16 protein-coding genes, 4 tRNA genes and 1 pseudogene are annotated in these 26,222 nt (G+C 53.0%); 11 read left to right on the plus strand and 10 right to left on the minus strand.

Annotated elements, in window-relative coordinates; genetic code table 11:
- From ACMHXI_RS00010 to ACMHXI_RS00040, 7 genes are all read left to right on the plus strand, one after another.
- On the plus strand, positions 1 to 3,194 hold a 3,194-nt coding region (locus tag ACMHXI_RS00010), incomplete at its 5' end, for a type I secretion C-terminal target domain-containing protein (protein WP_413733631.1).
- Positions 3,195 to 3,296: 102 nt separating this feature from the next.
- Positions 3,297 to 5,468 (plus strand): type I secretion system permease/ATPase, encoded by a 2,172-nt coding sequence (locus ACMHXI_RS00015; protein ID WP_028780118.1) that lies wholly within the window; start codon positions 3,297 to 3,299, stop codon positions 5,466 to 5,468.
- A gap of 1 nt (position 5,469) precedes the next feature.
- Positions 5,470 to 6,852, plus strand: a complete 1,383-nt coding sequence (locus ACMHXI_RS00020) for an HlyD family type I secretion periplasmic adaptor subunit (RefSeq protein ID WP_045283239.1) — start codon at positions 5,470 to 5,472, stop codon at positions 6,850 to 6,852.
- A 33-nt stretch (positions 6,853 to 6,885) separates the two neighbouring features.
- Positions 6,886 to 8,289 (plus strand): TolC family outer membrane protein, encoded by a 1,404-nt coding sequence (locus tag ACMHXI_RS00025; protein WP_413733634.1) that lies wholly within the window; start codon positions 6,886 to 6,888, stop codon positions 8,287 to 8,289.
- The gene (locus ACMHXI_RS00030; RefSeq protein ID WP_025010062.1) at positions 8,289 to 8,894 is read left to right on the plus strand and encodes an OmpA family protein; all 606 of its coding nucleotides are present in this window, start codon (positions 8,289 to 8,291) and stop codon (positions 8,892 to 8,894) included. The genes ACMHXI_RS00025 and ACMHXI_RS00030 overlap by 1 nt, the downstream gene beginning before the upstream one ends.
- Before the next feature lie 17 nt (positions 8,895 to 8,911).
- Positions 8,912 to 9,619 carry a transglutaminase-like cysteine peptidase gene (locus ACMHXI_RS00035; protein ID WP_025010063.1) on the plus strand — a complete coding sequence of 236 codons (708 nt, stop codon included), beginning with the start codon at positions 8,912 to 8,914 and terminating at the stop codon, positions 9,617 to 9,619.
- Between the two features lie 8 nt (positions 9,620 to 9,627).
- Positions 9,628 to 11,547 carry an EAL domain-containing protein gene (locus ACMHXI_RS00040; protein WP_413733637.1) on the plus strand — a complete coding sequence of 640 codons (1,920 nt, stop codon included), beginning with the start codon at positions 9,628 to 9,630 and terminating at the stop codon, positions 11,545 to 11,547.
- A 160-nt stretch (positions 11,548 to 11,707) separates the two neighbouring features.
- Here ACMHXI_RS00040 and ACMHXI_RS00045 read toward each other — a convergent pair.
- From ACMHXI_RS00045 to ACMHXI_RS00065, 5 genes and pseudogenes are all read right to left on the minus strand, one after another.
- Positions 11,708 to 11,796, minus strand: a pseudogene (locus ACMHXI_RS00045).
- 102 nt (positions 11,797 to 11,898) lie between these two features.
- A tRNA-Pro gene (locus ACMHXI_RS00050) sits at positions 11,899 to 11,975 on the minus strand.
- Positions 11,976 to 12,022: 47 nt separating this feature from the next.
- Positions 12,023 to 12,099, minus strand: a tRNA-Pro gene (locus ACMHXI_RS00055).
- A gap of 132 nt (positions 12,100 to 12,231) precedes the next feature.
- Positions 12,232 to 12,307: transfer RNA gene (locus tag ACMHXI_RS00060), tRNA-His, on the minus strand.
- Positions 12,308 to 12,351: 44 nt separating this feature from the next.
- A tRNA-Arg gene (locus tag ACMHXI_RS00065) sits at positions 12,352 to 12,428 on the minus strand.
- Positions 12,429 to 12,649: 221 nt separating this feature from the next.
- Between ACMHXI_RS00065 and ACMHXI_RS00070 the strand changes: the two genes are divergently transcribed.
- Positions 12,650 to 15,298 (plus strand): diguanylate cyclase domain-containing protein, encoded by a 2,649-nt coding sequence (locus ACMHXI_RS00070; protein ID WP_044735360.1) that lies wholly within the window; start codon positions 12,650 to 12,652, stop codon positions 15,296 to 15,298.
- 21 nt (positions 15,299 to 15,319) lie between these two features.
- On the opposite strand, the gene rep is transcribed toward ACMHXI_RS00070, so the two are convergent.
- A complete protein-coding gene (rep, locus tag ACMHXI_RS00075) occupies positions 15,320 to 17,332 on the minus strand; it encodes a DNA helicase Rep (RefSeq protein WP_093983861.1) in 2,013 nt (670 codons plus the stop codon).
- Positions 17,333 to 17,593: 261 nt separating this feature from the next.
- Between rep and ubiK the strand changes: the two genes are divergently transcribed.
- Entirely contained in the window at positions 17,594 to 17,848 is a 255-nt protein-coding gene (ubiK, locus tag ACMHXI_RS00080; protein WP_025010065.1) for a ubiquinone biosynthesis accessory factor UbiK, read from the plus strand.
- 63 nt (positions 17,849 to 17,911) lie between these two features.
- On the opposite strand, the gene ACMHXI_RS00085 is transcribed toward ubiK, so the two are convergent.
- Complete coding sequence (locus ACMHXI_RS00085) at positions 17,912 to 18,877, minus strand: DUF3187 family protein (RefSeq protein WP_037436802.1); 966 nt, start codon at positions 18,875 to 18,877, stop codon at positions 17,912 to 17,914.
- A gap of 272 nt (positions 18,878 to 19,149) precedes the next feature.
- Here ACMHXI_RS00085 and creD point away from each other — a divergent pair, with 272 nt between their 5' ends.
- Both creD and ACMHXI_RS00095 read left to right on the plus strand, forming a co-directional pair.
- Positions 19,150 to 20,571, plus strand: a complete 1,422-nt coding sequence (gene creD, locus ACMHXI_RS00090) for a cell envelope integrity protein CreD (protein ID WP_413733640.1) — start codon at positions 19,150 to 19,152, stop codon at positions 20,569 to 20,571.
- Positions 20,572 to 20,739: 168 nt separating this feature from the next.
- Complete coding sequence (locus ACMHXI_RS00095) at positions 20,740 to 21,507, plus strand: phosphatase PAP2 family protein (RefSeq protein WP_044735363.1); 768 nt, start codon at positions 20,740 to 20,742, stop codon at positions 21,505 to 21,507.
- A gap of 43 nt (positions 21,508 to 21,550) precedes the next feature.
- On the opposite strand, the gene ACMHXI_RS00100 is transcribed toward ACMHXI_RS00095, so the two are convergent.
- From ACMHXI_RS00100 to ilvD, 3 genes are all read right to left on the minus strand, one after another.
- Complete coding sequence (locus ACMHXI_RS00100; RefSeq protein ID WP_413733642.1) at positions 21,551 to 22,681, minus strand: pyridoxal-phosphate-dependent aminotransferase family protein; 1,131 nt, start codon at positions 22,679 to 22,681, stop codon at positions 21,551 to 21,553.
- 127 nt (positions 22,682 to 22,808) lie between these two features.
- Positions 22,809 to 24,362, minus strand: coding sequence for a threonine ammonia-lyase, biosynthetic (gene ilvA, locus ACMHXI_RS00105; RefSeq protein WP_413733644.1), 1,554 nt, complete (start codon positions 24,360 to 24,362; stop codon positions 22,809 to 22,811).
- Between the two features lies 1 nt (position 24,363).
- Positions 24,364 to 26,220: a dihydroxy-acid dehydratase gene (gene ilvD, locus ACMHXI_RS00110; protein WP_096142462.1), complete on the minus strand. Its 1,857-nt coding sequence runs from the start codon at positions 26,218 to 26,220 to the stop codon at positions 24,364 to 24,366.
- Positions 26,221 to 26,222 lie beyond the last annotated feature (2 nt).

The following is a 26,222-nucleotide window of genomic DNA, read 5'->3' on the forward strand; positions in this document are numbered from 1 at the left end:
AAGACTTCACCGTCACCATCGACAGTGTCAGCGGTGCCGATGCGACTATAAGTCCTACCGAGAGCAGCGCCGACACTACCATTCTCGACGCCCAGAACCCACCAAGCATAGGTAACATCACCAATGTTGCCGTATCTGAAGAGGGGCTGACCGATGGTCTGCCAGATGATGTAGGCGACACAGATACAACAGATGCAGTGATAGCCAACGGTACCATTGAGCTGCAAGATCCTGACAACGATGAGCTGGAAGTTACGCTTAGCGGCCCATCTGGTGTAACCTCCGGAGGCGTTGATGTAACCTGGAGTTGGGATGCCAGTACTCAGACCTTGACAGGCTCTGCCGGTTCTACTGTGGTGATGACCATATCGCTCTCAGCTCCTGCGGGTAACAGCAGTGGTACTTGGGGTTATGAGGTCACACTGCATGCTCCGCTGGATCATCCTGTAGCCAATGTTGAAGATGTGCTCAATTTGAACTTTGGTATTGATGTCGCAGATGGTTCAGGAGCGACAGATTCAAGTTCATTCCAAGTTACAGTCGAAGATGATGCGCCTTACATGCCTGATACAGCTCCGGTAACGGCTACGGTAACCGATATTCCGGATACTCTCATAGGCGCCTTCGATCTGACAGGTTACACAGGTAATAGAGGGGAACTGGACTTTAATGGTTTCACCATCACTGCCAGAGGTTTTACCTCATCTACCGACCACACTCTGACCTCGGCAAATATTAACGGCAGCAGTTCAGGCATAGGGGTTGCCAGTGTTGGCTCGCCATACCACAACATAGCCAACGAAGTAGATTTCCGTGAATTTGCTGATGGCACCGGCGTTTCTGAAGAAGTCATCATAGATCTGGATCCCAACACCCTGGCGTTCGGCATGAAGATAGAGTTTGCCAACATCTTCGGAGGTGAGCTTGAAAGCGGTGTGGTTGAGTTCTGGCGTGATGGCCAACTTATATCGACCCAAACCTTCAGCTCTGATGCCGGTAACGGTGACTATGCGGCTGACTTTAACGTGCAGGATGGTGGCTTTGATAGAGTTGTTATCAAGGCAACCGACAACGGCACAGCCCCCAGCCATGGAGACAACAGTGACTTCACGATTTCCTCGATAGAATTCACTGGTACAGGCAATGCCCCGGCAATCGCCTATGCTTCCGGTGAAGTAACGGCCCAATGGGGCGCTGATGGCCAAGGCAGCCTTGCATTGGCAGGTGTGACCGACACGTCCCTGGTTACCGCCAGCGGGGAAGCCGTTGAAGTGACCCTTTCAGGCAATACTTTGCTGGGCCAAACAGACTCGGGCGACTTGGTCTTTAAGCTGGAATTCACCCCTGGTACAGGCCACTGGGACTTCTATCAGTACCAGACCATGCAGGGCACCGAAGACGGCGACCTGGACTTTGCAGTAACGGTAACCGATGCCGATGGTGACTCTTACACCGGCAATATTGCGGTGGTGCCTGTATTTAACTATCAGGTCACTGAAGCGGGTCCAGGCGATCAAACGGTCAATTTGGGTAACGCCGAAGATATCGTTATCGGCGACCTGGATGGCACAGTCGTGGTTCCCGGGCAGGATTACAATATCGCCTTTATGGTCGATAGCTCGGGGAGTATCAACACCAGCACACTTAATACCATGAAGTCCCAGTTGGCACAGGTATTTGAAACTCTCAAAGACAGTGCAGGTGGTGAGCAAAGCGGCACCGTGAAAATATTCTTGGTCGATTTTGATACTCATGCCAAGGGCAGCATCAGTGTAGATCTCAATGACCCCAATGCATTGAGCACTCTTCAGAATGCCCTGAATGACATGAGCAGCGGTGGCGGCACCAACTATGAGGATGTCTTCACCACCACAGCCAACTGGTTCGCCAATGGCGATGCTCAAGATAATAGCGGTGCCACTAACCTGGCCTTCTTTATCACTGACGGCAAACCAACTTACTACAACGCCAATGCCGGTGGGAACCCGAAGATCTACGACACATGGTGGAGTGGTAATGATCGTAGCTTGTCACAAGTCATTGGCGCCGCCTACGTATTCGGCCAAGTCTATACCGTTAACGGACATGTAGTAATTGACGAAAGCGGTAACGTGTTCAGTGTAGAAGACTTTAACAACGTGAGCAGAAGCCCAGTTGGAGCCATGCGACCCGATGCCCAAGGTAACTATGATTACTATGCCTTGGCTGGTACCGGCAGCAGTACCAATTCGGACACTACGGCGAATTCCGAAGCTGGTTTTGCTCTACTCTCTGGCCTGGGTGTCACGGTTGAAGCCATAGGAATGGGCTCCAATATCGATGAGGATGACCTGCAGTCTTACGATACAGATGGCAACGTCCAGACCAACATCGATGCCGATGAACTTGCCGACGCTATTCTCGGCAATGAAATCACCAATATGCCTGGCTCAGATACCTTGGATGGCGGTGCGGGTAACGACATCATCTTCGGTGACGTGATTCGCTTTGATGGTATTCAAGGTCAGGGTTACAACGCGCTCAAAGCCTTTATTGCCGGCGAGTTGGGCCAAAGTGATGTGACCGATGCTGAAATTCACAACTATATCAGCGAGCATTCAAACCTCTTTGATAAGTCAAGCGCCAACGACAAGGGTGATATCATCCGCGGCGGTGACGGAAGCGATATTCTGTTTGGCCAAGGCGGTAATGATGAACTCTACGGCGGCAATGGTAATGACATGCTGTTCGGTGGTAATGGCAACGACCTGCTGGTTGGCGGCAATGGTGATGATTGGCTCACCGGTGGCCAAGGCGTAGATACCTTCAGCTGGAAAGCGGGTGAAACCGGCACCGACCATATCACTGACTTTGAGCTCAACAAAGATCAGCTGAACCTCAGTGATCTGCTGTTGGGTGAAGAGCACAACTCACTGGAGCAATATTTCGAATTCAGTGTTGCTGATGGCAATACCACTATCTCGATCGATGCAGATCTGGATGGTGAATTCGATCAGCACATAGTGCTCGACGGTGTCGACCTGTTTGCGACATACGGCAGTGATGAAAGCGACATTATCAATGGCTTACTGGGGAACAGTGGCGATGGTCCTCTGATTGTCGACACTCAATCGGGTAACCCTGGTTCCTCCTATGTCAGTCAAACCAGCTCCAGTGGGCTGGATGAGCAAAAAACGCTGGATTCAGTGTTTTAAAAGCTCTGTTGTTTGAATGCTAGCCCATATTGCAATTCGCAATATGGGCTAGCATGGCTGATACTAGAATTAATCATATAAAACGAAAGGATAAGTCGTTCTGTGACCGCATCCGCTTCACCTAAACCTGAGCAATGGACTATCTCGGCTTCCCAGCGAGTCACTGTGGATCCCCTGCTCGACAGTCTGGTTCTATTGACGGAATACTTTGGCAGCCCCTGTTCCAGTGAGTCTCTGGCGGCAGGCCTGCCCCTGTCTTCGGCTATTCTGTCCCCGGAACTGGTACCTCAGGCAGCTGCAAGGGCCGGCCTAACCGCCAAGCTTTCCCGTAAAGGCTTGAATCAGGTTACTGCTATTCAGCTTCCCTGTATCTTGCTTTTGAAAGACAAGAAAGCCTGCATTCTTCGCGAGCTGGATCTGGAGCAACAGCATGCCGTGATCCAATTACCTGAAACCGGCGGCGAACAACGCCTGTCCATGGAGGAGCTGGAAACTCTCTATGTAGGCTATCTGTTTCTGGTTAAACAGCAGTACCGTGGCGATATGGGGTTTGATGTTTATCATCACGACCACAGTAAACACTGGTTGCTGCAAACCATCAAAGACTCGGCCCCCATCTATCGTGATGCACTGATTGCCTCAATCCTGGTGAACTTGTTTGCCCTGGTTTCACCGCTGTTTATCATGAACGTCTACGATAAAGTGGTGCCCAACCTGGCATTCGAATCACTGTGGGTACTGGCCATCGGAGCCGGTATTGCTTATCTGTTTGATTTGGTCATGAGACAGCTGAGAAGTTACCTTATCGATGTTGCCGGTAAGAAAGTCGACATCATCGTCTCGTCGCGACTGTTCTATAAGGCAATCGGTATTCCCCTCGAAAACCGCTCGGCCAGTGTCGGCGGCATGGCGCGTCAATTAGGTGAGTTTGACAGTATCAGGGAGATCCTTACCTCGGCGACCATCACCACCTTGGTCGACCTGCCCTTCGCCCTGCTGTTTATGTTGATCATCTATCTGGTCGCCGGCGATCTGGCACTGATCCCATTAATCGCCAGCTTAATCATCATCAGCTATACCCTGATCATTCAGCCCAGGCTCAAGACTGCCATTGAGGAAAGCAATAAATTTGCCAGCCTCAAACACGGCCATCTAATCGAAAGTCTGGCCTCTCTGGAGTCCATCAAGTCATACGGCGCGGAAGGCCTGGTACAAAAAGCCTGGCAGCAGATGATAGGCCACACTGCCAACTGGCAGTTGAGATCGAAAAAGCTCTCCAACTCAGTGGCCAACGTTGCCAACTTTGTGGTGCAGTTGACCGTCGTCAGTGTAGTCATTCTCGGCGTCTACCGGGTTGCCGACAATGATATTTCCATGGGTGGGATCATTGCCGCTGTGATGCTTGCCAGCAGAGCAGTTGCACCCATGGCGCAACTGGCCGGCTTGATGACTCGAGCCAACCAGACGGCCAGCGCGCTGAGACAGCTGGATCAGATAATGACCCAGGAAGATGAGTTTGAAAACAAAGGCCACCTGGTCAGCAAACAGCGCCTGATGGGCAAGATAGAAGCCGACGACCTCAGCTTCAGTTACCCTGGTTCGGAAAAACCTGTATTGCATCCCTTCGCCTTGAGGATCCGCCCCGGCGAGCGGATAGCCATTATCGGCCGTAATGGCAGCGGTAAGAGTACCTTGGCCAAGCTGCTGGTCGGGTTATTCAAACCCAGTAACGGCAGCCTAAGATACGATGGCATAGACAGTGCCCAGATCCACCCCAGCGATCTACGCCGTAACTTCGGTTATCTGCCACAGGATGTCACCCTGTTCCACGGTTCGGTCAGAGACAATATTCTTTTCGGCACCCGTCAGGTCACCGAGCACCAGTTGATCCGAGCGGTACAGCTTTCCGGGGTCAACCTGTTTACCGATATGGAATCGGAAGGCCTGGATCAACAGGTAGGTGAAGGCGGCCACTCTCTGTCCAGGGGCCAACGGCAAACCGTGGCCTTGGCCAGAGCCATACTCAATGACCCACCCGTGCTGTTGATGGATGAACCCACAGCCAGCCTGGATGCCAGAGCCGAGAAGCAATTCATGCGCTCAATGCATAATGTCAGCCGAGACAGAACCTTGCTGATCATCACTCACAAGATGCACCTGCTGAATCTGGTGGATCGCATCATAGTGATGGATAGAGGCCACATCATTGCCGACGGTCCTAAGGATAAGGTGCTCGAAAAGCTCAACCAAGGGCTGATGGCAGGAGGCAAGTAATATGAATAAGCACCTGACTTCTGATGACTTGGAAATGGTAGACGATGTCTACGGCGCCATGATGACAGATGCTCCCACCAGCCACAGATTGATCATCTGGTCGCTGGCGATAATGATGCTCTGCTTCCTCACCTGGGCCTATTTCGCTTCTCTCGACCGAGTTACCAAGGGCACGGGTAAAGTGATCCCCTCTTCCCAGGTACAGGTCATCCAAAGTCTGGACGGCGGTATTTTGAAAGAGATGTACGTTCAAGAAGGCATGCTGGTCAAACAGGGTGAGCCCTTGGTTCGCATCGATGACACACGTTTCCGTTCCGATGCCGCCCAGCAGGAGCAAGAGGTCTACAGCCTGCAGGCCAACGTTATTCGCCTGCAGGCCGAGCTGAACAGTATCTTTATCTCAGACATGGCCAACGATTGGCGGGAACAGCTCAAGATCACCAAGATCCCGCTGGTATTTCCTGCCGAACTGGCCGAGAAGGAGCCTGAGCTGGTCAAGCGCCAACAGGATGAATACGCCGGCCGTCTGGACAACCTCAGCAACCAGGTCGAAATCCAGGCAAGGCAAATCCAGCAGCGGCAGCAGGAAACCGAAGAGTTAACCTCAAAAATCGGCACCCTGAGTACCAGTTATCGCTTGGTCAGCCGCGAGCTGGAACTGACCAAACCTCTGGCACAGAAAGGCATAGTGCCCGAGGTGGAACTCTTGAAGCTGGAACGTACAGTTAACGACATTCAAGGCGAGCTGGCGACCCTCAGAGTAATGCGCCCTAAGCTCAAAGCCAACATGGATGAGGCGATACTCAAGCGCCGGGAAGCGGTATTGGTTTACGCCGCCGATTCCCGCGCACAACTCAATGAAATGCAGGCCAAGCTGGCAAGAATGAATGAGGCCCAAGTGGGAACCAAGGATAAAGTCAGCAAAGCCGTTATCACTTCACCGGTCAACGGAACCATTAAAACAATAAATATCAATACATTGGGCGGCGTTGTTCAGCCAGGTATCGATATTATGGAGATAGTTCCTTCCGAAGACCAATTGCTAATCGAAACCCGAATTTTGCCAAAGGATATCGCCTTCCTGCATCCGGGGCTGCCCGCCATAGTTAAGGTTACCGCCTATGATTTTACCCGTTACGGCGGGTTGAAAGGCACTGTGGAACAGATAAGTGCAGACACTACTCAGGATGAAGAAGGCAACAGCTTTTATTTGGTAAAAGTGCGGACCGAAGAGTCCAGTTTAATTAAAGACGATGGCACTGAGATGCCCATTATTCCCGGCATGTTGACCTCTGTTGACGTAATTACCGGGAAAAGAACTGTCCTTGAGTACATACTTAATCCCATTCTAAGAGCCAAAGAAACAGCGTTAAGAGAACGCTAGGCTCATAGTCACAATAAACCTGGAGGGTTTAGCATGAACAAGAAAGTTACTCGGCTGGTGAAACCCAGTGCCTTGGCACTGGCGATTACCGGGCTGATGTTGCCCACGGCAGGGTTTAGTCAGACCCTGGAACAAGCCGTAGCGCAAACATTGGATACCAACCCGGAACTACGACTTGCCTTTAACCGTTTCAAAGCTCGTGAAGAGCAGGTAAACCAGGCGATAGCCGGTTACATGCCAACGGTAGATATTACCGGTGGTTATGGCTATGAATACACAGACAGTCCGGCTACCCGCCGCCGTTTGGCCGGCACCACAGATGATGAAATTGAACTCAAACGAGGCGAATTCGGCGTCAGCATCAAGCAGATGCTGTTCGACGGCTTCTTTACCAGCAGTGAAGTCGACAGATACAGCTTCGAAGCCAGTGCCGATCAATGGGCGCTGTTTGCCGCTGCCGAAGATATGGCGCTGGATGTTGCCAAGGTCTATATCAACTACATACGTACCGAGCAGGTGCTGACACTGGCAGAGAAGAACCTCAAGAGCCACCAGGATATCTACGAGCAGATCAAGCAACGTACTGATTCGGGCCTGGGTTCTACCGCGGATCTATCTCAAATCACAGGTCGTCTGGCCCGTGCCAACGCCAACGTAGTGTCGGCGCGCAATAACTTCCTCGATGCCAAGAGTCAGTTTTTCCGCATCACCCATCAGCAGCCGGAAGACCTGATAGTACCGGTTCCGGATGCCGATATGTTGCCGGCAGATATAGATGCCAGTATCAAGATGGCTCAGGAGTACCATCCTATTCTCAAGTCGGCCGCCAGTGATATTCGCGCCGCCGAGTATGAGAAGTCGTCGGCTCAGTCCAACTACTATCCCAAGATCACGCTGGAAGTAGAAGGTAACATGAACAACAACCTGGACGGTGAAGACGGCTTTAGCCGGATCGCCAGCCAAAATGTCGGAGGCCACAACAATGACATTCTTGCCATGGTGAGAGTGCGTTACAACCTGTTCGCCGGTGGCCGTGATTTAGCCCGTGAAAAAGAAGCCAGCTACAAGATAGGTGAAGCGAAGGAGATCCGTGAGCGCGCCTATCGTGAAGTGGTTGAAGGCGCCAACCTTGCCTGGAACGCATACGAGTTCCTGGGACCACAGAAGCAATATATTCGCGAGCATGTCATTGCTGCCAAAGACACTCAAGTCGCCTACTCACAGCAGTTCAACCTGGGTCAGCGCACCCTGCTCGACTTGCTGGATACCGAGAATGAGCTGTTTGAAGCCAGAAAAGACTATCTGACCGCCGAGTACGACGAAGTGATTGCCAAATACCGCGTACTCAATGCCACAGGTCAACTACTAGACTCGCTTAGAGTCACCCGCCCCGATGTATGGAAAGGGGAGCGTGAATATGAAGGAGGAGTTAAATAATGAAACTCTTTATCACCCTGCTTAGCGTCGCCATACTGGCGGGCTGCTCAATGCGTGACACGGTTTCCATGGATCAGCCGACAGCTCAGGTCAACGATCTCAATGATAATGACAGAGACGGTGTTATCGAAGCCCGTGAGCGCTGCTCAGGTACCGTTGAAGGTGCCAACATTGATAACTATGGTTGTGGTAAGATCAAGCCTATCAATGAGCGTTCCGAGTTGAAAATACTCTTTGCCAACGACTCCTTCTACATAGATCCTCAGTACTATGATCAAATTGGTGTTATTGCTGACTTTATGAAGCAATATCCCAGCACCAAGGTGACGATTGAAGGACACTGTAGCCGTACCGGCAGCTATGAGCATAACCTCGAGCTGTCACAGAATCGGGCAAACGCCGTAACCAAAGTGCTTGAAGATCAATTCGGTATCACTGCCGATAGACTGACAGCCATAGGTTACAGTTACGATAGACCAGTAGATCCAACAGATACGCAATTGGCCCACAAACGTAACCGCCGAGTGATCGCCGAAGTAACAGGCGAAGACACTATGGCCGATATGAAGTGGAACATCTACACTGTGGATCAAGAAGTGAAATAGGACCTTGATATCCCCATATGACAGGCAGGCTCAACCAGTATTCACTGCTCAGACGGGTCTGCCATTACACAGTACTGGCATCGACTCTGGCGGTGTCATGCCTGTACGCTGCTTCAACCCAACAGCTCGACCCCAACAGCATTACCAGGACTCTGGAAGCTCGTTATGGCGAGCGGGCAGGCCTCAGAGCCAGAGCCTGGTTCAAGATATTGGACGAGGCGCAAGGGTTGGACGATATGGGGAAAATCACCAAGGTAAACAACTTCTTTAACCTGTTTCGCTTTGTAGATGATATCAAGCTCTGGGGGATGGCCAACTACTGGGCCACCCCTTTAGAGTTTATCGGAGTAAATGGTGGTGACTGTGAAGACTTCTCCATCGCCAAATACTTCACTCTGCTGCAGTTGGGCATACCTGAAGACAAGATGCGCATCACCATGGTTAAGGCAACCAGTGTTAATCAGTACCATATGGTGCTGGCCTATTATGAGACGCCCTCCTCTGTTCCTCTTATTCTGGACAATCTGGATCGCGAGCTCAAACCGGCAACTCAACGCAGAGACCTGATCCCTGTGTACAGCTTTAACGGTAAGCAATTGTGGCTAAACAAAGAGAAAGGACGCGGTGTATTGGCAGGCTCATCCGCTCGCTTGGAAAAGTGGAATGACCTGAGACACAGATTAGGGGCTGATCGCTTACGTCAGCCAAAATTAAAACTGGAGTAGCTACAGCAATGACACTGTTTCGACAGATATACTCGTTACTGTTTGGGCTGTTTCTCTTGGTTGTAGCCAGTGTTGGCTATGTGCAATTCAATGAGACCCAGAACTTTCTGACCGAGCAGATGGAGTCGGACCTCAATAATGTCAGCCATTCATTGGGATTGATGTTGGTTCCATCGCTGGAGGCCGGTGATCTCGCCACCGCAGAAACCATGGTGAATGTCATCTTCGAGGGTGGCTATTACCAAGAGGTGAAACTCACCTGGTTGGTCGACGGTAAACAGCAGGTCTGGAATAACAATATCCGCATCGAAGATGTGCCCCAATGGTTTATCGATCTGGGGATCTTCACCCCGTTACGCAAGGAAAGTACCATTACTTCGGGTTGGTTGCAGCTGGCCAAGTTGGAAATTACCGCGCACCCGGGTTTCGGCTACCATGAACTGTGGCGCATTATGAGCCACACCCTGATAGCCTTTTCAATCCTGTTTTTGGTCGCCATTCTATTCGCCCGTCTGGGCCTGACCTGGATCCTCAGTCCACTGCATGCCATTGCCGAACACGCCAAGAGCATTGCCAAACGGGAATTCGGCCCGGATATGCCGCTCCCCAAAACCCTGGAACTCAGGGATGTGGTTAACGCCTTCAACAGCATGTCGGCCCAGTTGAGGAAGATCTTCAGCTCTCTGGACGAAGAAGTTACCGCACTCAGGAAGAAGAATCTGGTGGATCAAGTATCCAACCTACCCAACCGTCAATATATGATGGGCCGAATTGGTGGTTGGCTCGGTGAACCCGGCAGCGGTGCCCTGATGATGGCCAAGTTCGATTGGCTCGAAGAAGTGCATAGCAAGTATGGCTATCAGGTTAGAGACGAAACCATCAAGCTGCTCTCGGAAAAACTGCAGCATGAGCTGGGCGAAATCTGTGAATCTGTCATTGCCCGTATCGCCGCCTATGAATTTGCTTTCCTGGTCACCAATGTTGAGCGTGAACAGTTAAGTAAGTATCTACAGACGTTGATCCGCACCATCAACCAGGAAATGGTCAAGGCGGGTTGCAAACCCAATGAAGACTACGCCATAGGTATTGCCGAGCGCATAGGACAGATGAACAGCTCAGAACTGCTGGCACGCTCGGACAATGCCCTGCAAATAGCCCTCAAGGAAGGCAAGGTCTATCACTGGTTGGAGACCAATGAGCAGCAGTTGTTCAGCCGCGAACAATGGCGTGACAAGCTTACCGAAGCAATTAATCGTAAACAGTTCCGTTTCCGTTGGCAGCCAGTGCACTATCAGGACTCAGACAACGTACTGCAGCGGGAGCTTTTCTGTCAGCTGCAGATAGGTGACAAACTGGTACACGCCGGCCAGTTCATGCCTTATGTCGAGCTATTGTCCCTGGGTAGCCTGCTCGACCGCTGCCTGATTGAAAAGATCAGCGAAGATGAGTTGTTGGAGAAAAATGCCGAAGCAGTCGCGGTTAACCTCACCCATCACAGCATCAGCGATCCCAAGTTCCACGAATGGCTTAATCACTTCCTGCGTAATAGTCGCCATGCAAGCCGGTTGGCCTTTGAATTACCGGAAGCCGCCATCTATACCGATATCGATGCCTGCCAGGCGCTGTGTACCGTTATCCGCGACAATGGCGCCAGCATAGGGATAGACCACTTCGGCCGTCAGTTCGGCTCCATGTCTTATCTGCAAAGTCTGCGGCCGGCTTACGTCAAGCTGGATCAATCCTTTGCACAATATGATGAAAACCAGCACAACAGCGAACTGTGCCGGGCACTGGTGAACGTGGCCCGAGGACTGGAAATAGATGTGATAGTCACAGGTATTCAGGAGAAAGGTCAGTTGGAGCGTTTTACGCCACTCAAGACCCAAGCATACCAAGGCTTTATTTCACCGCCGGTGAATGTTGAGTAACTGATATAAGGCTCCCTTCGGGGGGCCTTTCCTTTACCAGAAGCTGCTAGAGACAGCGAAGACCCAAGACACTTAAGCATCTAGAAGATGAAAAAAGGAAGGCGTTGAGTACTAAGAAATCAACAAAAAAGCCCCTGATTTCTCAGGGGCTTAAATGTTTTGGTCGGTGATAGAGGATTCGAACCTCTGACCCTCTGCTCCACTCTGGTTTCCAAGTCAGGATACGCTACCAGACCGCGCTAATCACTGAACTCCACTTGTACCCATGAGAATATCTTTAAGGTCATCACAAGTTCGAAACTATCAAGATAAAAACAAAAAGCCCCTGATTTCTCAGGGGCTTAAGTGTTTTGGTCGGTGATAGAGGATTCGAACCTCTGACCCTCTGCTCCCAAAGCAGATGCGCTACCAGGCTGCGCTAATCACCGAAATACTTTCCAGCTTTTACCCGACTTTAAGTCAGATAAATCAAATTTGGTCGGTGATAGAGGATTCGAACCTCTGACCCTCTGCTCCCAAAGCAGATGCGCTACCAGGCTGCGCTAATCACCGAAATATTGTTTTATTGGGCACCTAGAAAGGAAGAGGGTCACCCTCTGCTCCACTCTGGTTTCCAAACCGGGAGGCGCTATCAATTGCGCTAATCACCGTAAGATTTGAAGCTGACTCGCTTCACGAAAGAAGTGGGGTGACTGATGGGACTTGAACCCACGACAACCGGAATCACAATCCGGGGCTCTACCAACTGAGCTACAATCACCACTGATATTTCTTTCACTGACTGGCACAACAGTTGAATCAAACTGGTGCGCCCAGAAGGATTCGAACCCTCGGCCTCACCCTCCGGAGGGGTGCGCTCTATCCAGCTGAGCTATGGGCGCCCGCCGTGTCAGCGCCGCATATAGTAGGAGGATTTACTCCCCGCGTCTACACCTGTTTTGCTTTTTTTCGGCTGTTTGCTCAAGTTTTGACTTAAATAGCACAACAATTATCCGACACCAGCCAAAAAATTGACTTGGATAATACCGTATTTCGTGCTATTCCTATCCTTTGATTGAAAACCACACAACAATTATATTGCAATTATTCCTTGGCGGATAACATGTTTAGGGATGAAACTCTCCATCAGCATTCGGCTCAGGAAGTCTCGAGTTTAGAAAAAAGGGTTGCCAGACTCAGACGACTGGCGGCCAAATACAAAAGAGCCGAAGCCACTCAGAATGCGCTGCTGGAGATCTCCAATATTGCCAATAAGGCAACCTCAATGGAGAGCTTCTACCAAGGCATGCACTTGCACCTTCAGCAACTGATCCCTGCCGACAACTTTTATATATCCCTGCTCGATGCCCAGAGGCAACACCTGGAACTGCCGTTTTTCTCCGATGAAAAAGACTCCCACCCTTCTGAGCTCTATCCGGAACAGGAGCTATCTGAAATTCTAATGCAGGGTCTCACCGGTTATGTGCTGCGAACGGCCAAGCCCCTGTTGTGTGATGAGCGCAAGGCTGAAGAGCTGGCAGCCGCCGGGGAAATCATGTCCCTCGGCTCCCCCTGTCATCAGTGGCTCGGCGTGCCGATAATGCAAAATGACAGAGCAATCGGTGTCTTGGTGGTACAGAGCTACAACCCTGCCAGTTCCTACGGCGAGATGGAGTTTGAGCTGATGGCCTTCATCAGCCACCACATAGCCGGAGCCATGGAGCGATTACGGCATCATGAACAACTGGAACAAGCCATCACCCAGAGAACCCAGGAGCTGAGCCAGGCCTACGATAAGCTGAAACAGGAAGTCTATGAGAGGCGCCGCGCCGAGAGACTGCAAAAGTCTCTGTTTGAAATCGCCGAACTCTCCTCCTCCAACCTGGATGACAGCGAGTTTTATACCGAGCTGCACCGGGTCCTCAGTCATCTGTTGCCCGCCAATAACTGTTACATAGCCCTGCTGGACGACACGGCAACTGAGCTGCACTTTCCCTTCTATGTTTCCCAGCTCAGTGACCAGCCCCCCAAATGCCGTCCCTTAATGGACGGACTGGTGGAATACCTGCTCAGATTGAAACGTCCCGTATTACTGGATCAGAGTGATATCCAATCTTTGGTGTGCGCCAAAGAGATATACAGCAAGGCTCCTGAGCTCAATCACACCCAGAGCATGCACCAGTGGATTGGTGTGCCACTGTTTATTCAGGACAGAATTGCCGGCGCCCTGACTATCTATAGCTTCAGCATGCACCAGAACTATCAGTTCAAGGATCTTGAGCTGCTGACCTTTGTGTCGCAGCATATAGCTACGGCCATAGAGCGTAAGCTGGCCACCGAGGCACTGAAACGCAGCAACGAAGAGTTGGAAGAAAAGATCCTGGAGCGCACCCGCGAGCTGGCCACCACCAACCAAGAGTTACAAAAAGAGATCTCCCAGCGCCGAAAGGCAGAGCAACAACTGCTGCATGATGCCAAACACGACGCCCTGACCGGCTTGCCCAATCGGCTGATGTTTATGGAGCGTTTGAGCCAGGCCGTTAAGCATAATCGCCGACACATGCAGGACAAGTTCGCTCTGCTGTTCGTCGATCTCGACCGTTTCAAGCTGATTAACGACACCCTGGGACACCTGGAAGGCGACAAGTTTCTGGTTGAGACAGCCATCCGCCTCAAGTTTTGTATTCGCGACAACGACACCCTCGCTCGTCTCGGTGGCGATGAGTTTGTGATTTTGCTGGACGGGTTACGCACGGCCGACGATGCCAAGGAAGTCGCCGAGCGGATCCTCAAAGAGCTATCGCGCCCCTACGAGTTGGCCGATAAACAGTTCAACTCAGGCGCCAGTATCGGTATAGCCGTCAGTGGTCATCACAGAGATGACACCAGCGAGTCCATTCTGCGGGATGCCGACACCGCCATGTATATGGCCAAGACCCGAGGCAAGGGTTGCTATGTGGTATTCGATGAGAAATCGCATCAGCAACTGATGCAGGATGTGAGCCTGGAAAATGAACTGAGAAACGCCCTGGATACCCAGCAAATTCGGCTCAGTTACTTCCCGGTGCAGGATCTTAAGACCGGGCAGCTACAGGCACTGGATGTACGCCTGTATTGGCCTCATCCACAACACGGCAAAATCAAACAGCAACAACTCGCCAATTTGGCAGAGCAAGCCAACTTACAGCTGGAACTGGACAGGTATGCGATAGAGGCGCTGAACAGCGAACTTCCCAAGCTGCAACTGGCCGCAGGTACCAAGTTGCATCTGGCCATCTGTAGCCAGCACCTCAAACATAAACACGCGCTGCGCAGTCTGAAAAACTGCCTGAGAAACTGCCGCTTCCCGCTTAACGACCTCTGCTTGTTTTTCAACGAGCAATCCTTGTCACGGGATCTGGAAAACCATATCAACGGCTTTGAAGTGCTCAAACGCTTGCAGGTCACTCTGGGGATCACAGGCTACGGCAGTGGTTACAGCCCCTTGATCAGCCTATCCTTCCTGCCTGTCAATGTGCTGAGACTGGATGCCAGCCTGGTGTCACATCTGCAAAGCCCCCACCACAGACGCTTGCTCAAAGCGATACGCTTGAGTGCCGGCGCGCTGGAGCTTGAATTGGTATTGGATGGCGTCAATACCCAAGAGCAGAAACAGCAACTGGCGCAAATGGGCTTTAACTCAGGCCAGGGACAAGCCTTGGGGAGTCGCTTGAGCGCCGCTGACAGCAACAACACCGAGGTCATAGATACGGCAACCCAGGTTTGTGCCTGAGTCGGGTCTTGAAGCCAAGGCTTACTTCTTGAACATATCCCGCAGGTTGGCAATATTGGCCTTGCCGGTTTCCATCCGTTGCTGCTCACTCTGCTGCGGCTTGCGGTTTTCCCAGATAAGGTCGTCCTGAGGCAGTTCCATCAAAAAGCGGCTGGGTTCGCAACGCATGGTTTCGCCGAATTGGCGCCGCTCACGGCAAAGCATAAACCACAGCTCTTTCTGGGCCCGGGTGATGCCAACATAAGCCAGACGCCGCTCTTCATCGACATTGTCTTCATCTATGCTGGTTTGATGCGGCAGAATCCGCTCTTCCACTCCCACCATAAACACATAGGGAAACTCCAGCCCCTTGGAGGCGTGCAGTGTCATCAACTGCACCTGATCGCCGCCCTCATCCTCATTGTTTCTTTCCATCATGTCCCTGAGCGTCAGCCTATTGACCACTTCGGGTAGGCTCATGGGCTCATCCAGATCGTCACCGGCCAGCATCTCTGTCACCCAGCGATACAGCTCGGAGATATTTTTCATCCGCATCTCGGCCGCCTTGGCGCTGGCACTGGTTTCGTAGAGATAGTCTTCATAGTTGATTTTGCGGATCAACTGCTTGATGGCATCAACCCCTTCACCACGCTGAGCGATTTCACCGGTATCGACAATGAAACGACCAAACTCATACAGTGAGCCCATGGCCGCCGGTGGCAGATGATGGTTCAATTCAGCGTCGAAAATCGCCTCAAACATGGAGATATGCTTCTGATTGGCAAAATTCCCCAGTTTTTCCAAAGTAGCCGGGCCAATTCCGCGCTTGGGCAGGTTGACGATACGCAAGAAGGCATTGTCGTCATCCGGGTTCACCACCAAGCGCAGATAGGCCATGATGTCCTTTATTTCGGCTCTGGCAAAGAATGAGGTACCACCACTGAGCTTGTAGGGAATACGGTTGGTCATCAGCGCCCGCTCCAACAAACGGGATTGGTGATTTCCCCGATAGAGAATGGCGTACTCGCCATAACTGGTCTTGCCCATAAACTTGTGGCGAATAATTTCGGCCACCACCCGTTCCGCTTCCTGCTCTTCGTTGGCGGCAAACAGTACCCGCAGCGGCTCGCCATAGGCCAACTCACTGAACAGCGACTTATCATACACATGGGGATTGTTGGCGATCAGAATATTGGCCGCCCGCAATATTCGCTGACTGGAGCGATAGTTTTGTTCCAGCTTAATGAGCTTGAGCTCGGGAAAGTCTTTGCCCAGCAGCACCAGGTTTTGTGGCTTGGCACCGCGCCAGGAGTAGATGGACTGGTCATCATCGCCCACCACAGTAAAACGTGCCCGCTCTCCCACCAGTAATTTAACCAGTTCATACTGGCTGGTGTTGGTATCCTGATATTCATCTACCAACAGGTAACGGATCCTCGCCTGCCAACGGGCTCTAACATCGGCGTTATGCCGCAGCAACAGGGTCGGCAGCAGGATAAGGTCGTCAAAATCCAGCGCATTGTATGCCTTCATATGCTGGGCGTAACGCTGATAAAGGAGCGCGAACAGTTGTTCCTGTTCACCCTTGGCTATCTTGCGGGCATGATCCGGGATCACCAAGCCCCCCTTCCAATTGGAGATCATGGTCGCCAGCGCCCGCAGCAGATCTTTGTCCTCCTGTAGCTCGTCCTGGGTCAGCTCTTTAAGCAGAGCCAAGGTGTCCTGATCGTCAAACAGAGAGAACCCGGCCTTTAGGCCCAAAGTCTTGTGTTCACGCTTGATGATTTCCAACCCCAGGGTATGGAAGGTAGAGATCCACAACCCCCTTGCTTCTTTACGGCCCATGGATTGAGCCACCCGCTCTTTCATCTCCCGTGCTGCCTTGTTGGTAAAAGTCACAGCGGCGATATGCTTGGCCTGATAACCACACTTCTGCACCAGATGGGCTATCTTGTTGATGATAACCCGTGTTTTGCCACTGCCGGCTCCAGCCAATACCAGGCAGGGACCGGAAACATAATGGACGGCTTCATTCTGGGCAGGATTGAGCTTCATGGGTTATCGATATCTCACACAAGGAAGGTTTAGAGGCTGAGATCATACCAGAATCAGTGCCGGAGGCAGCCCCAAAATCCCCTTAGGGAAGTGCTTCTTGCAAAGGACTAGGGCCATTTGCTGCGAACCACGCCTTGCATCCGGCCTGTAAGCCGACGCAGAGCACACATGGGACTTGTTCGCACCTTCCTTAGGTTAACCTTGGGTTCAGTACGGCCTATAAGTTACAATCAGTTAAAACCTTGCCAGTGGATTAAAGAGATGATCAACCCCAAGAAAATTGAAGAAATGGCCAAACAGCTGAGCGAAAACCTGCCTTCAGGGCTGAAGCAATTTGCCGGCGAGTTTGAAGAGCGCAGCAAGCAAGTACTGCAACACCAGTTGCTGAAACTGGATCTGGTCTCCCGGGAAGAGTTTGAAGTGCAGCAGCATGTATTGCTCAAGACCCGCGAAAAGCTGGAAGCCCTGCAAGCCAGAGTCGAGGCACTGGAAGCCAAGGCTGAACAGGCAGAGTAATACATCTCACCCCAAAATAGATAAGGCCGCTCATGAGCGGCCTTATGTTTCAACACGGCTAAATTAGAGCATATGCCGATAGCCCAGAGTAAAGGCGATATCCGTGCTGTTATCCATGTTGAGGAAGTTTTCAATCACAGTGAACTCTATGGCGCTGCGATCCAGATAATAACGGTAGCCCAGCAAGGCTTCATTTGAGGCTTCAGAGAAGTCGTCATCCGACTCGGCCATTCCCTCGTATCTGTGGTACTCCAGCATCCAGCCATGACGCCCGACACGGTATTCATAGCCCAGGCCGACCATCAAAGCGTTGGACTTATAGGGTACATCCGACAACACCTCTTCGTCCTGACGAAAGCTCAGACCAAGTGTTGAATGGAAGTTGTGCCGTCCGTTGCGATAGCTGTAATTAAGCTGCAACGCCTGTTCAAAGTTCTCATTGGCAAAAGGCCCCGAGCCCACATAGTTGTAATACAGGCTGCCCCCCACAGACAGGCCGTGGTGCTCATTTTGCAGCAGTTGATACCCCAGATAGACGTTGAAGGCGTTATTCATCGTCTTGCCGCCAAAATCACTGAGATCGATACCGTGTTGCTTGGAGTAAATCTGATTCTGGTTTCGCGGCTGATGCTCACGACCGTTCTGATCGAAACCGAAGGAATCGTGGAACCACATGGTCAGCGAATCCAAGTGGTTATTGCCACTGAAACGCCAAGTGTAATTGGCGTCCAGCATCCAACGGTCATCGATTTGCCACTTGAGACCACCAGTTAAGGAGTTGTGATAGTAATCGGCCAGATAATCGTCCGTCTCGGCCCACACACTGGCGATGTTACCGGTCAGATACCATTCTTTTTGTCCCTCAGCCATTGAAAAGCCCGAGCGCAACATGGGGGCCAGGCTACTGGATTGCAGGGGAGACTGGGCATAGACCCGCAGCGGCCCATAGTCATCAAAATCGGCCAGTTCAGCATGCAGGGGCAAACTGAAAAAAAACGGCAACCAACAGATTTTGGAAAAGTTCTTCATAGGTATCTTCACAGCAGATTGTATAGGCGGTTATTTTAAATGACTGCAGCATTGATTCACACTCATTATAGATGATTCAATCACGACCACATTGTCATAATAAATGTGACAGTAACAGCAGAATCCCTTGAGCATAACATCCAAGAAGCCAAATCAGACCGGGGCAAAAAGGGCCGTGCCATAATTTCGCCATTATTGATCAGTGACTTGTCATGATATGTCAGGTCAAATCTGTTCTAATACTGCCACTATAGGTTAAAGGAACATACCTCATGTTTGAAATTATCGTCCTGGTGGTAGCGCTGGCCTTTCTTGGTGCCATGGGTTTCGGGGCTTATCTGCTGCTGAAAAGCGTGATGAAGAAACAAAACGGCCAAGCGGCGCTGCCTCAATTCAAATCCAAATTAACGCTCAAACTCTTTGCTGTGGCCATGGTGGGCCTGTTGTCATTGATACCGCTTGGGATGATCCAGGATCTCAGCCAGGACAGAGAAAGCCTCTATCGCCAAGTGGTGCGCGAGATAGGCCACACCTGGGGCGATTCCCAAACCTTGGCCGGTCCGGTTTTGGTACTGCCGTTTCGCTATGAAGTGATCTCCGACAGCAATATCGACGGCAAACAGCATCGCAGTCGCCAGGTTTACAGCGATGAACTCTTGATCCTGCCCAAAGGCATGACACTGGATGCCGGTCTGCAGCACGAATTCCGCCATCGCGGTATCTATCAGTCACTCGTATATCTGGGACAAGTCAAGGGTCAGGCCAACTTCGAACTGCCCAAGGTCAATATCCCAGGCTTACTCGGCTTTGATTATAACCAGGCCCGGCTGGTGTTCGGCGTTTCAGCCAACCAGGCTATTGAGACTGTCAGCCGTTTTAATCTGGCTGGAGAGCAGGGCATGCCCAGCTTGATGTCAGGTACAGGCCTGGATAACACAGGCGGCCTTGGCCGCGGCTTTCATCGCACCATAGTGCTGGATCCGAGCCAAGGTGAATATCAACTGACCTTCCAGCTCAGCCTCAGGGGTTCTGAAGGCTTGGAGGTACTACCGCTGGCGGAACTGAGCCAGATAGATATCCATGCCGATTGGCCGCATCCCAGCTTCCAGGGTTACCTGCCCGCCAGCCGTAATCTCAGCACTGAAGGTTTTGATGCCAACTGGCAGATAAGCCATCTGAGTCGTAACTTCCCTCAGGTATTCCGCGCCAGTGATGGCCGGGATCTTACCGAGATCAGTGCCAGTGTTACCCTGTTCGAACCCGTGACTCACTACGGCAAGATAGAAAGGTCACTCAAGTACGGCATACTCTTTATCTTACTGACCTACATACTGCTGCTGATCTTCGAGCTGGGCAACAAGTCACGCCTCAGCGCAGTACAGTATCTGATGGTGGGTGGCGCCATGTGCCTCTTCTATCTATTGCTGCTGTCGCTGTCAGAACACCTGCTGTTTTTAACCGCTTATCTGGTGGCCGCGGCGGTTCCCCTGCTCAGCATTCCACTTTATGTCGCCAGTGCCAGTGGCAGTCGGCGCCAGGGAGCTATAGTTGCGGCCATGCTGGCGAGTCTCTACGGCGTACTCTACTCCATACTCCAGTTGGAAGATTACGCCCTCTTGATGGGAACCGGACTGTTGGTACTGATCATGCTGGTGCTAATGTACCTCACCCGTCACCAACAAATTGAAGAGTAGTATTTACTGCCAACCAACGGCTGCCACACTTGGGCAGCCGTTTTTTTACAAGTGTGCTGACAAACTGCCGCCCAAAGGGCCTACTTCGACGGAGGACGCCATTAATGCTTGCCGCGTTCCTCCCCTCTGGCACAATGGCGGTTTATCCGTTCCGATAAGGGTGTATTAATGAAATATGCAGCCGTCCCTTTGACCTCTCTGGCCATTTGTTGGCTGTTTCTGCTCAGCTTGCCGCTGGCGCTGTTTTCCCTGTCAGAGCCGCTCTTCCCTTGGCTCAATCTCGATAGCGCCGCCGCTCAGTTTTGGTACTGGTTAACCGTGTCCGGTTCGGCGCCCTGGGGCGTAAGCACCGTGTTGTTGGTGTTTGCCATCAGCTTTTTTATCCTGCCAAGGGGCAGCTGGCTGAAGATGATGTTCTGCACTTCGCTGGGCTTGGTGCTGTGTTTGCTGCTCAATGAACAGCTCAAGCTGGTATTTGCAGAATCCCGGCCCTATATCGAATGGCTGTCCCACCAGCAGCATCTGGATATCAAGGAGTTCTACAGCATAGACAAGTACGCCCGCAGGGAACTGCTGGCACAGGTTCTTCCCGGGGTATCACCGCTGGATATGCCCATCTCGGCACAGATCCAGCGCCACTGGCAGATAGAAACGGGGTTTTCCTTTCCCTCCGGCCACACCATTTTTGCCGTGACCCTGACTATGTGCAGCAGTTTCTTTCTGCTGAGGCACAACAATCTCTGGCTTCCGGCGCTGCTTATCTGCTGGGCGCTGTTGATGGGGCTGAGCCGTATGTTGCTGGGGATGCATTGGAGTGTCGATGTATTGACCTCGACCCTGCTGGGAGGAATATTGTCGGCCCTGGCTATCTATGTCGGCAGCCACAGCTATCGCCGCCTGGAACCTTGGTTCACAGGAGCTGTGAGTAAAGGCTGAAACGAAAACGCCCCGTCATTGAACGGGGCGTTTATCTATAGGATCAGTTGAGCACTTCGGCCAGGGCCCGCTGGCACAGGGCAACATTTTCCCGTCTGGCACCGTAACCCATCAGGCCGATACGCCAAGCCTTTCCGGCCAAGGCGCCGAGGCCGGCACCTATCTCCAGATTATAGTTATCCAACAGCTGCTTTCTCACGGCGCCATCATCGGCACCTTGCGGGATATAAACCGCGTTGAGTTGCGGCAAGCGGCTCTGCTCGGCCACCACAAATTCGAGCCCCATGGACTCAAGCCCCTGACGCAGCAAAAGGTGCATATCCCGGTGACGTTGCCAGGCATTTTCCAGCCCCTCTTCGGCCAGTAACCGCAGCGCTTCGTGCAGTGAGTACAAGGCATTAACAGGCGCCGTGTGGTGATAACTGCGCTTGCCATCACCGCTCCAATAACCCATCACCAGGGACTGGTCCAGGAACCAGCTCTGCACCGGGCTCTTGCGCGCCTTGAGTTTGGCCACAGCGGCCGGTGAGAAGGACACGGGAGACAACCCAGGCACACAGGAGAGGCACTTCTGACTGCCGGAATAGATGGCATCTATGCCCCAATCATCGACTCTGAGCTCGACGCCACCGAGGGAAGTTACGGCATCGACAATCGACAGACAGCCGTGCTCACGCGCCAGGGCGCACAGCGTTTTGGCGTCGGAAAGCGCGCCGGTGGAGGTTTCGGCGTGCACAAAGGCCAGGAAGGCGGCATCGGGATGCGCCTTCAGCGCGGCTTCCACCACTTCTGGGTCAACCGCTGTGCCCCATTCGAAATCCAGCATCACCGCCTCGGCGCCAATCCGCTCGACGTTCTGGCGCATTCTGTCGCCAAACACCCCGTTACGGCAGACAATCACCTTTTCGCCCGGCTCCACCAGGTTGACGAAGCAGGTCTCCATACCGGCGCTGCCCGGGGCAGATACCGCTATAGTCATCTCGTTGCGGGTTTGAAACGCATATTGAATGAGGCTCTTGAGCTCATCCATCATGGCCACAAACAGAGGATCCAGATGCCCGACCGTCGGCCGCGACTGCGCCGCCAATACCTGAGGATAGACATCCGAAGGGCCGGGGCCCATCAGGATCCGGCGGGGAGGGTTGAAAGCGCTAACCGAGGGTGCAGCAAACATCTTGGCTCTCCTTACAAGAGGTTTCAGGGTACGGATTAGAATAATAACTCAAGACCATAGCATAAAACTGACCGCCGGACTGCCCCTGCTTTTGGCGAAGACAGTCGACCTTTTCCCTTTCAGGATCTCACTGGCCTGGGCGCGCCAGAAACAGCCGGTAGGCGGGGTTATCCGTCTCGTCCTGACAGACAAACCCCAACTCATCCAGAAACTGACCAAAGGCGGCTTCATCGGCCTTGGGCACTTCAAAGCCGGCCAGCACCCGCCCAAAGGCGGCGCCATGGTTGCGATAGTGAAATAGACTAATGTTCCACTTGCTCTTCAACGTCGTGAGAAACTGCAGCAAGGCTCCGGGATGCTCCGGGAATTCAAAGCTGAGCAGTTTTTCTTCCAAAGGCTCGGGTGGCAAGCCGCCCACCATATAACGCACATGCAGTTTGGCCGCCTCATCGGCAGACAGATCCTGCACCGCAAAACCGGCACTCTCCAGAGATGAGATAATCGCCTGCAGCTCGCTGACACCTTCGCTAAGACGGATCCCGGCAAAGACCACAGCGCGATCGCGCCCGCTGAAACGGTAGTTGAACTCTGTCATCACCCGCCGCTCCAGCAGTTCACAAAAATGCAGGAAGGAACCAGGCCTTTCCGGAATGGTCACTGCCAGCACCGCCTCTTTGTGCTCGCCCAGCTCGCAGCGCTCAGACACATATCTCAGGCTGTGAAAATTGACATTGGCCCCGCTGAGAATCGCCGCCAGTTTCTCGCCCTTGCCCTTATCACCGACATACTTTTTCAGCCCGGCCAACGACAAAGCACCGGCCGGCTCGGCAATGGCGCGGGTATCTTCGAAGATATCCTTGACCGCGGCGCAGATTTCATCCGAGCTGACAGTCACCACTTCATCGACATATTCCCGCGCCAATCGAAAAGGCTCCTGACCTATACGCTTAACCGCCACCCCATCGGCAAACAAACCCACCTGCTCCAGCGTCACCGGCTCATCGGCTTCCAGCGCCGCCTTGAGACAGGCGGCATCTTCCGGCTCGACGCCGATAATCTTCACCTCAGGCATCACGGCTTTGTAGTAAGCGGCAATTCCGGCGATTAAGCCACCGCCACCCACTGGCACAAACACCACTTCAAGATCTCTTTGCTGCTGCAGCATCTCCTGGGCAACCGTGCCCTGCCCGGCGATCACCGCCTCATCATCGAAGGGTGGAATAAACACCCGCCCCTCATCCTGGGCCAGCGACATGGCATACTGATTGGCCTGATCGAACGACTGCCCATGAAGCACCACATTGCCGCCGAGGCGGCGCACCGCATCTATCTTGATGTCCGGAGTGGTGGTTGGCATCACTATCACGGCGTCGACGCCGCGACTCGAAGCCGACATGGCAACGCCCTGGGCATGATTACCGGCCGAGGCACATACCACTCCGTTTTCGCACTCAGCGGGGCTCAAGGCGGCGATACGATTATAGGCGCCGCGCAGTTTGAACGAGTGTACCGGTTGCATATCCTCGCGCTTGAGAAACACCTGGCAGCCCAGGCGGGCCGACAGCTTGTTCAGACTCGACAGCGGGGTAACCCGCGCCACATCATAGACATGGGACAAGAGGATCTTCTGCAGATAATAGTTGGCCAGCGACAGCTGACTCTTGGATGCCAGCGCCAACATACTAGCCCTCCAACTTAGTGCGATCGCGCACGGCGCCCTTGTCGGCACTGGTGGCCAACATGGCATAAGCCTTGAGCGCCAGCGACACAGGGCGCACCCGTGCCAAAGGCTTCCAGGCCAAAGGCCCCTTGGCCTGCATCGCCTCACTGCGCCGGGCGAGCTCAGCATCGCTCAGCTTAAGCGTGATGCTGCGGGCCGGGATATCGATTTCAATGGCATCGCCATTTTCAATCAAGGCGATAGTGCCCCCTGAGGCGGCTTCCGGTGACACATGGCCTATGGACAGCCCTGAGGTACCGCCGGAGAAGCGGCCATCTGTGATTAAGGCGCAGGCCTTGCCCAAACCGCGGGACTTGAGGTAACTGGTGGGATAAAGCATCTCCTGCATGCCAGGGCCACCTTTGGGGCCTTCGTAGCGAATAACCACCACATCCCCGGCGACCACTTCACCGCCGAGGATCCCGGCAACGGCCTCGTCCTGGCTCTCATATACCCTAGCCACGCCTTTAAACCTAAGGTTGGATTCATCCACCCCGGCGGTTTTCACTATGCAGCCATGCTCGGCCAAATTACCGGACAGTACCGCCAAGCCCCCTTCCTGACTGAAGGCAAACTCGCGGCTGCGGATACAACCTTCGCGGCGATCTGTATCCAGTGATGGCCAGCGGCAATCCTGGCTGAAGGCCTGGGTAGTAGGGATCCCCGCGGGACCGGCACGGAAGAAGTCTTTTACCTTCGCAGACTCGGTGCGCATCACATCATAATTGGCCAGCACAGACTCAAGCGAGCCATCATCGGAAGCCACATGGTTAACATCCGTATGCAGTAAACCGGCGCGTTCCAGCTCACCCAAGATCCCCATTACGCCCCCGGCTCTGTGGACATCTTCCATATGGTATTTAGGGGTCGAAGGTGCCACCTTGCAAAGGTGCGGCACCTTGCGGCTGAGACGGTCGATATCCGTCATGGTGAAATCCACTTCGGCTTCCTGAGCCGCCGCCAACAGGTGCAGCACAGTGTTGGAAGAACCGCCCATGGCGATATCCAAGGTCATGGCATTCTCGAACGCCTTGAAGTTGGCGATATTGCGCGGCAATACCGAGGCATCATCATCCGAGTAGTAACGCTTGGCCAGCGCCATCACTCTTCTGCCCGCCTCCAGAAACAGTTCGCGTCGATCACTGTGGGTCGCCAACATGGAGCCGTTGCCCGGCAGCGACAGCCCCAACGCCTCGGTCAGGCAGTTCATCGAGTTGGCAGTAAACATGCCGGAGCAGCTGCCACAGGTTGGGCAGGCGCTGCGTTCGATTTTCTCGCTGTCAGCATCGGATACCCTGTCATCGGCCGCCGCCACCATGGCATCCACCAGATCCAGCTTGATAAGTTTATCGGACAGTTTGGTCTTGCCCGCTTCCATAGGCCCGCCGGAAACAAATACCACGGGGATATTGAGCCGCAGCGCCGCCATCAACATGCCGGGGGTGATCTTGTCGCAGTTGGAGATACACACCAGAGCATCGGCGCAGTGGGCATTGACCATATATTCGACGCTGTCGGCAATCAGTTCACGGGAAGGCAGGGAATAAAGCATGCCGCCATGACCCATGGCGATGCCGTCATCGACCGCTATGGTGTTGAACTCTTTGGCGATGCCGCCGGCCTCTTCGACGGCCGATGCCACCAGGGAGCCCATGTCTTTCAGATGCACATGACCGGGGACAAACTGAGTGAAGGAATTGGCAATGGCGATAATGGGCTTACCGAAGTCGCCTTCCTTGACCCCTGTGGCACGCCAAAGGGCTCGGGCTCCGGCCATGTTGCGGCCTTCGGTACTGGTTGCTGATCTGAGTTTGGGCATTG

The sequence above is a fragment of the Shewanella sp. BJSY2023SW005 genome (assembly GCF_047314585.1).
In the GTDB taxonomy this organism is placed as follows: Bacteria; Pseudomonadota; Gammaproteobacteria; order Enterobacterales; family Shewanellaceae; genus Shewanella; species Shewanella algae.

Excerpts from the sequence above, each read along its gene's own strand:
- ACMHXI_RS00040 (WP_413733637.1), top strand. The coding sequence starts at position 9,628 with ATGACACTGTTTCGACAGATATACTCGTTACTGTTTGGGCTGTTTCTC.
- rep (WP_093983861.1), bottom strand. The coding sequence starts at position 17,332 with ATGAAGCTCAATCCTGCCCAGAATGAAGCCGTCCATTATGTTTCCGGT.
- ACMHXI_RS00030 (WP_025010062.1), top strand. The coding sequence starts at position 8,289 with ATGAAACTCTTTATCACCCTGCTTAGCGTCGCCATACTGGCGGGCTGC.
- ACMHXI_RS00020 (WP_045283239.1), top strand. The coding sequence starts at position 5,470 with ATGAATAAGCACCTGACTTCTGATGACTTGGAAATGGTAGACGATGTC.
- ilvA (WP_413733644.1), bottom strand. The coding sequence starts at position 24,362 with ATGTTGGCGCTGGCATCCAAGAGTCAGCTGTCGCTGGCCAACTATTAT.
- ACMHXI_RS00025 (WP_413733634.1), top strand. The coding sequence starts at position 6,886 with ATGAACAAGAAAGTTACTCGGCTGGTGAAACCCAGTGCCTTGGCACTG.
- ACMHXI_RS00070 (WP_044735360.1), top strand. The coding sequence starts at position 12,650 with ATGTTTAGGGATGAAACTCTCCATCAGCATTCGGCTCAGGAAGTCTCG.
- ACMHXI_RS00100 (WP_413733642.1), bottom strand. The coding sequence starts at position 22,681 with ATGTTTGCTGCACCCTCGGTTAGCGCTTTCAACCCTCCCCGCCGGATC.
- ACMHXI_RS00035 (WP_025010063.1), top strand. The coding sequence starts at position 8,912 with ATGACAGGCAGGCTCAACCAGTATTCACTGCTCAGACGGGTCTGCCAT.
- ACMHXI_RS00085 (WP_037436802.1), bottom strand. The coding sequence starts at position 18,877 with ATGAAGAACTTTTCCAAAATCTGTTGGTTGCCGTTTTTTTTCAGTTTG.
- ACMHXI_RS00095 (WP_044735363.1), top strand. The coding sequence starts at position 20,740 with ATGAAATATGCAGCCGTCCCTTTGACCTCTCTGGCCATTTGTTGGCTG.
- ubiK (WP_025010065.1), top strand. The coding sequence starts at position 17,594 with ATGATCAACCCCAAGAAAATTGAAGAAATGGCCAAACAGCTGAGCGAA.
- ilvD (WP_096142462.1), bottom strand. The coding sequence starts at position 26,220 with ATGCCCAAACTCAGATCAGCAACCAGTACCGAAGGCCGCAACATGGCC.
- creD (WP_413733640.1), top strand. The coding sequence starts at position 19,150 with ATGTTTGAAATTATCGTCCTGGTGGTAGCGCTGGCCTTTCTTGGTGCC.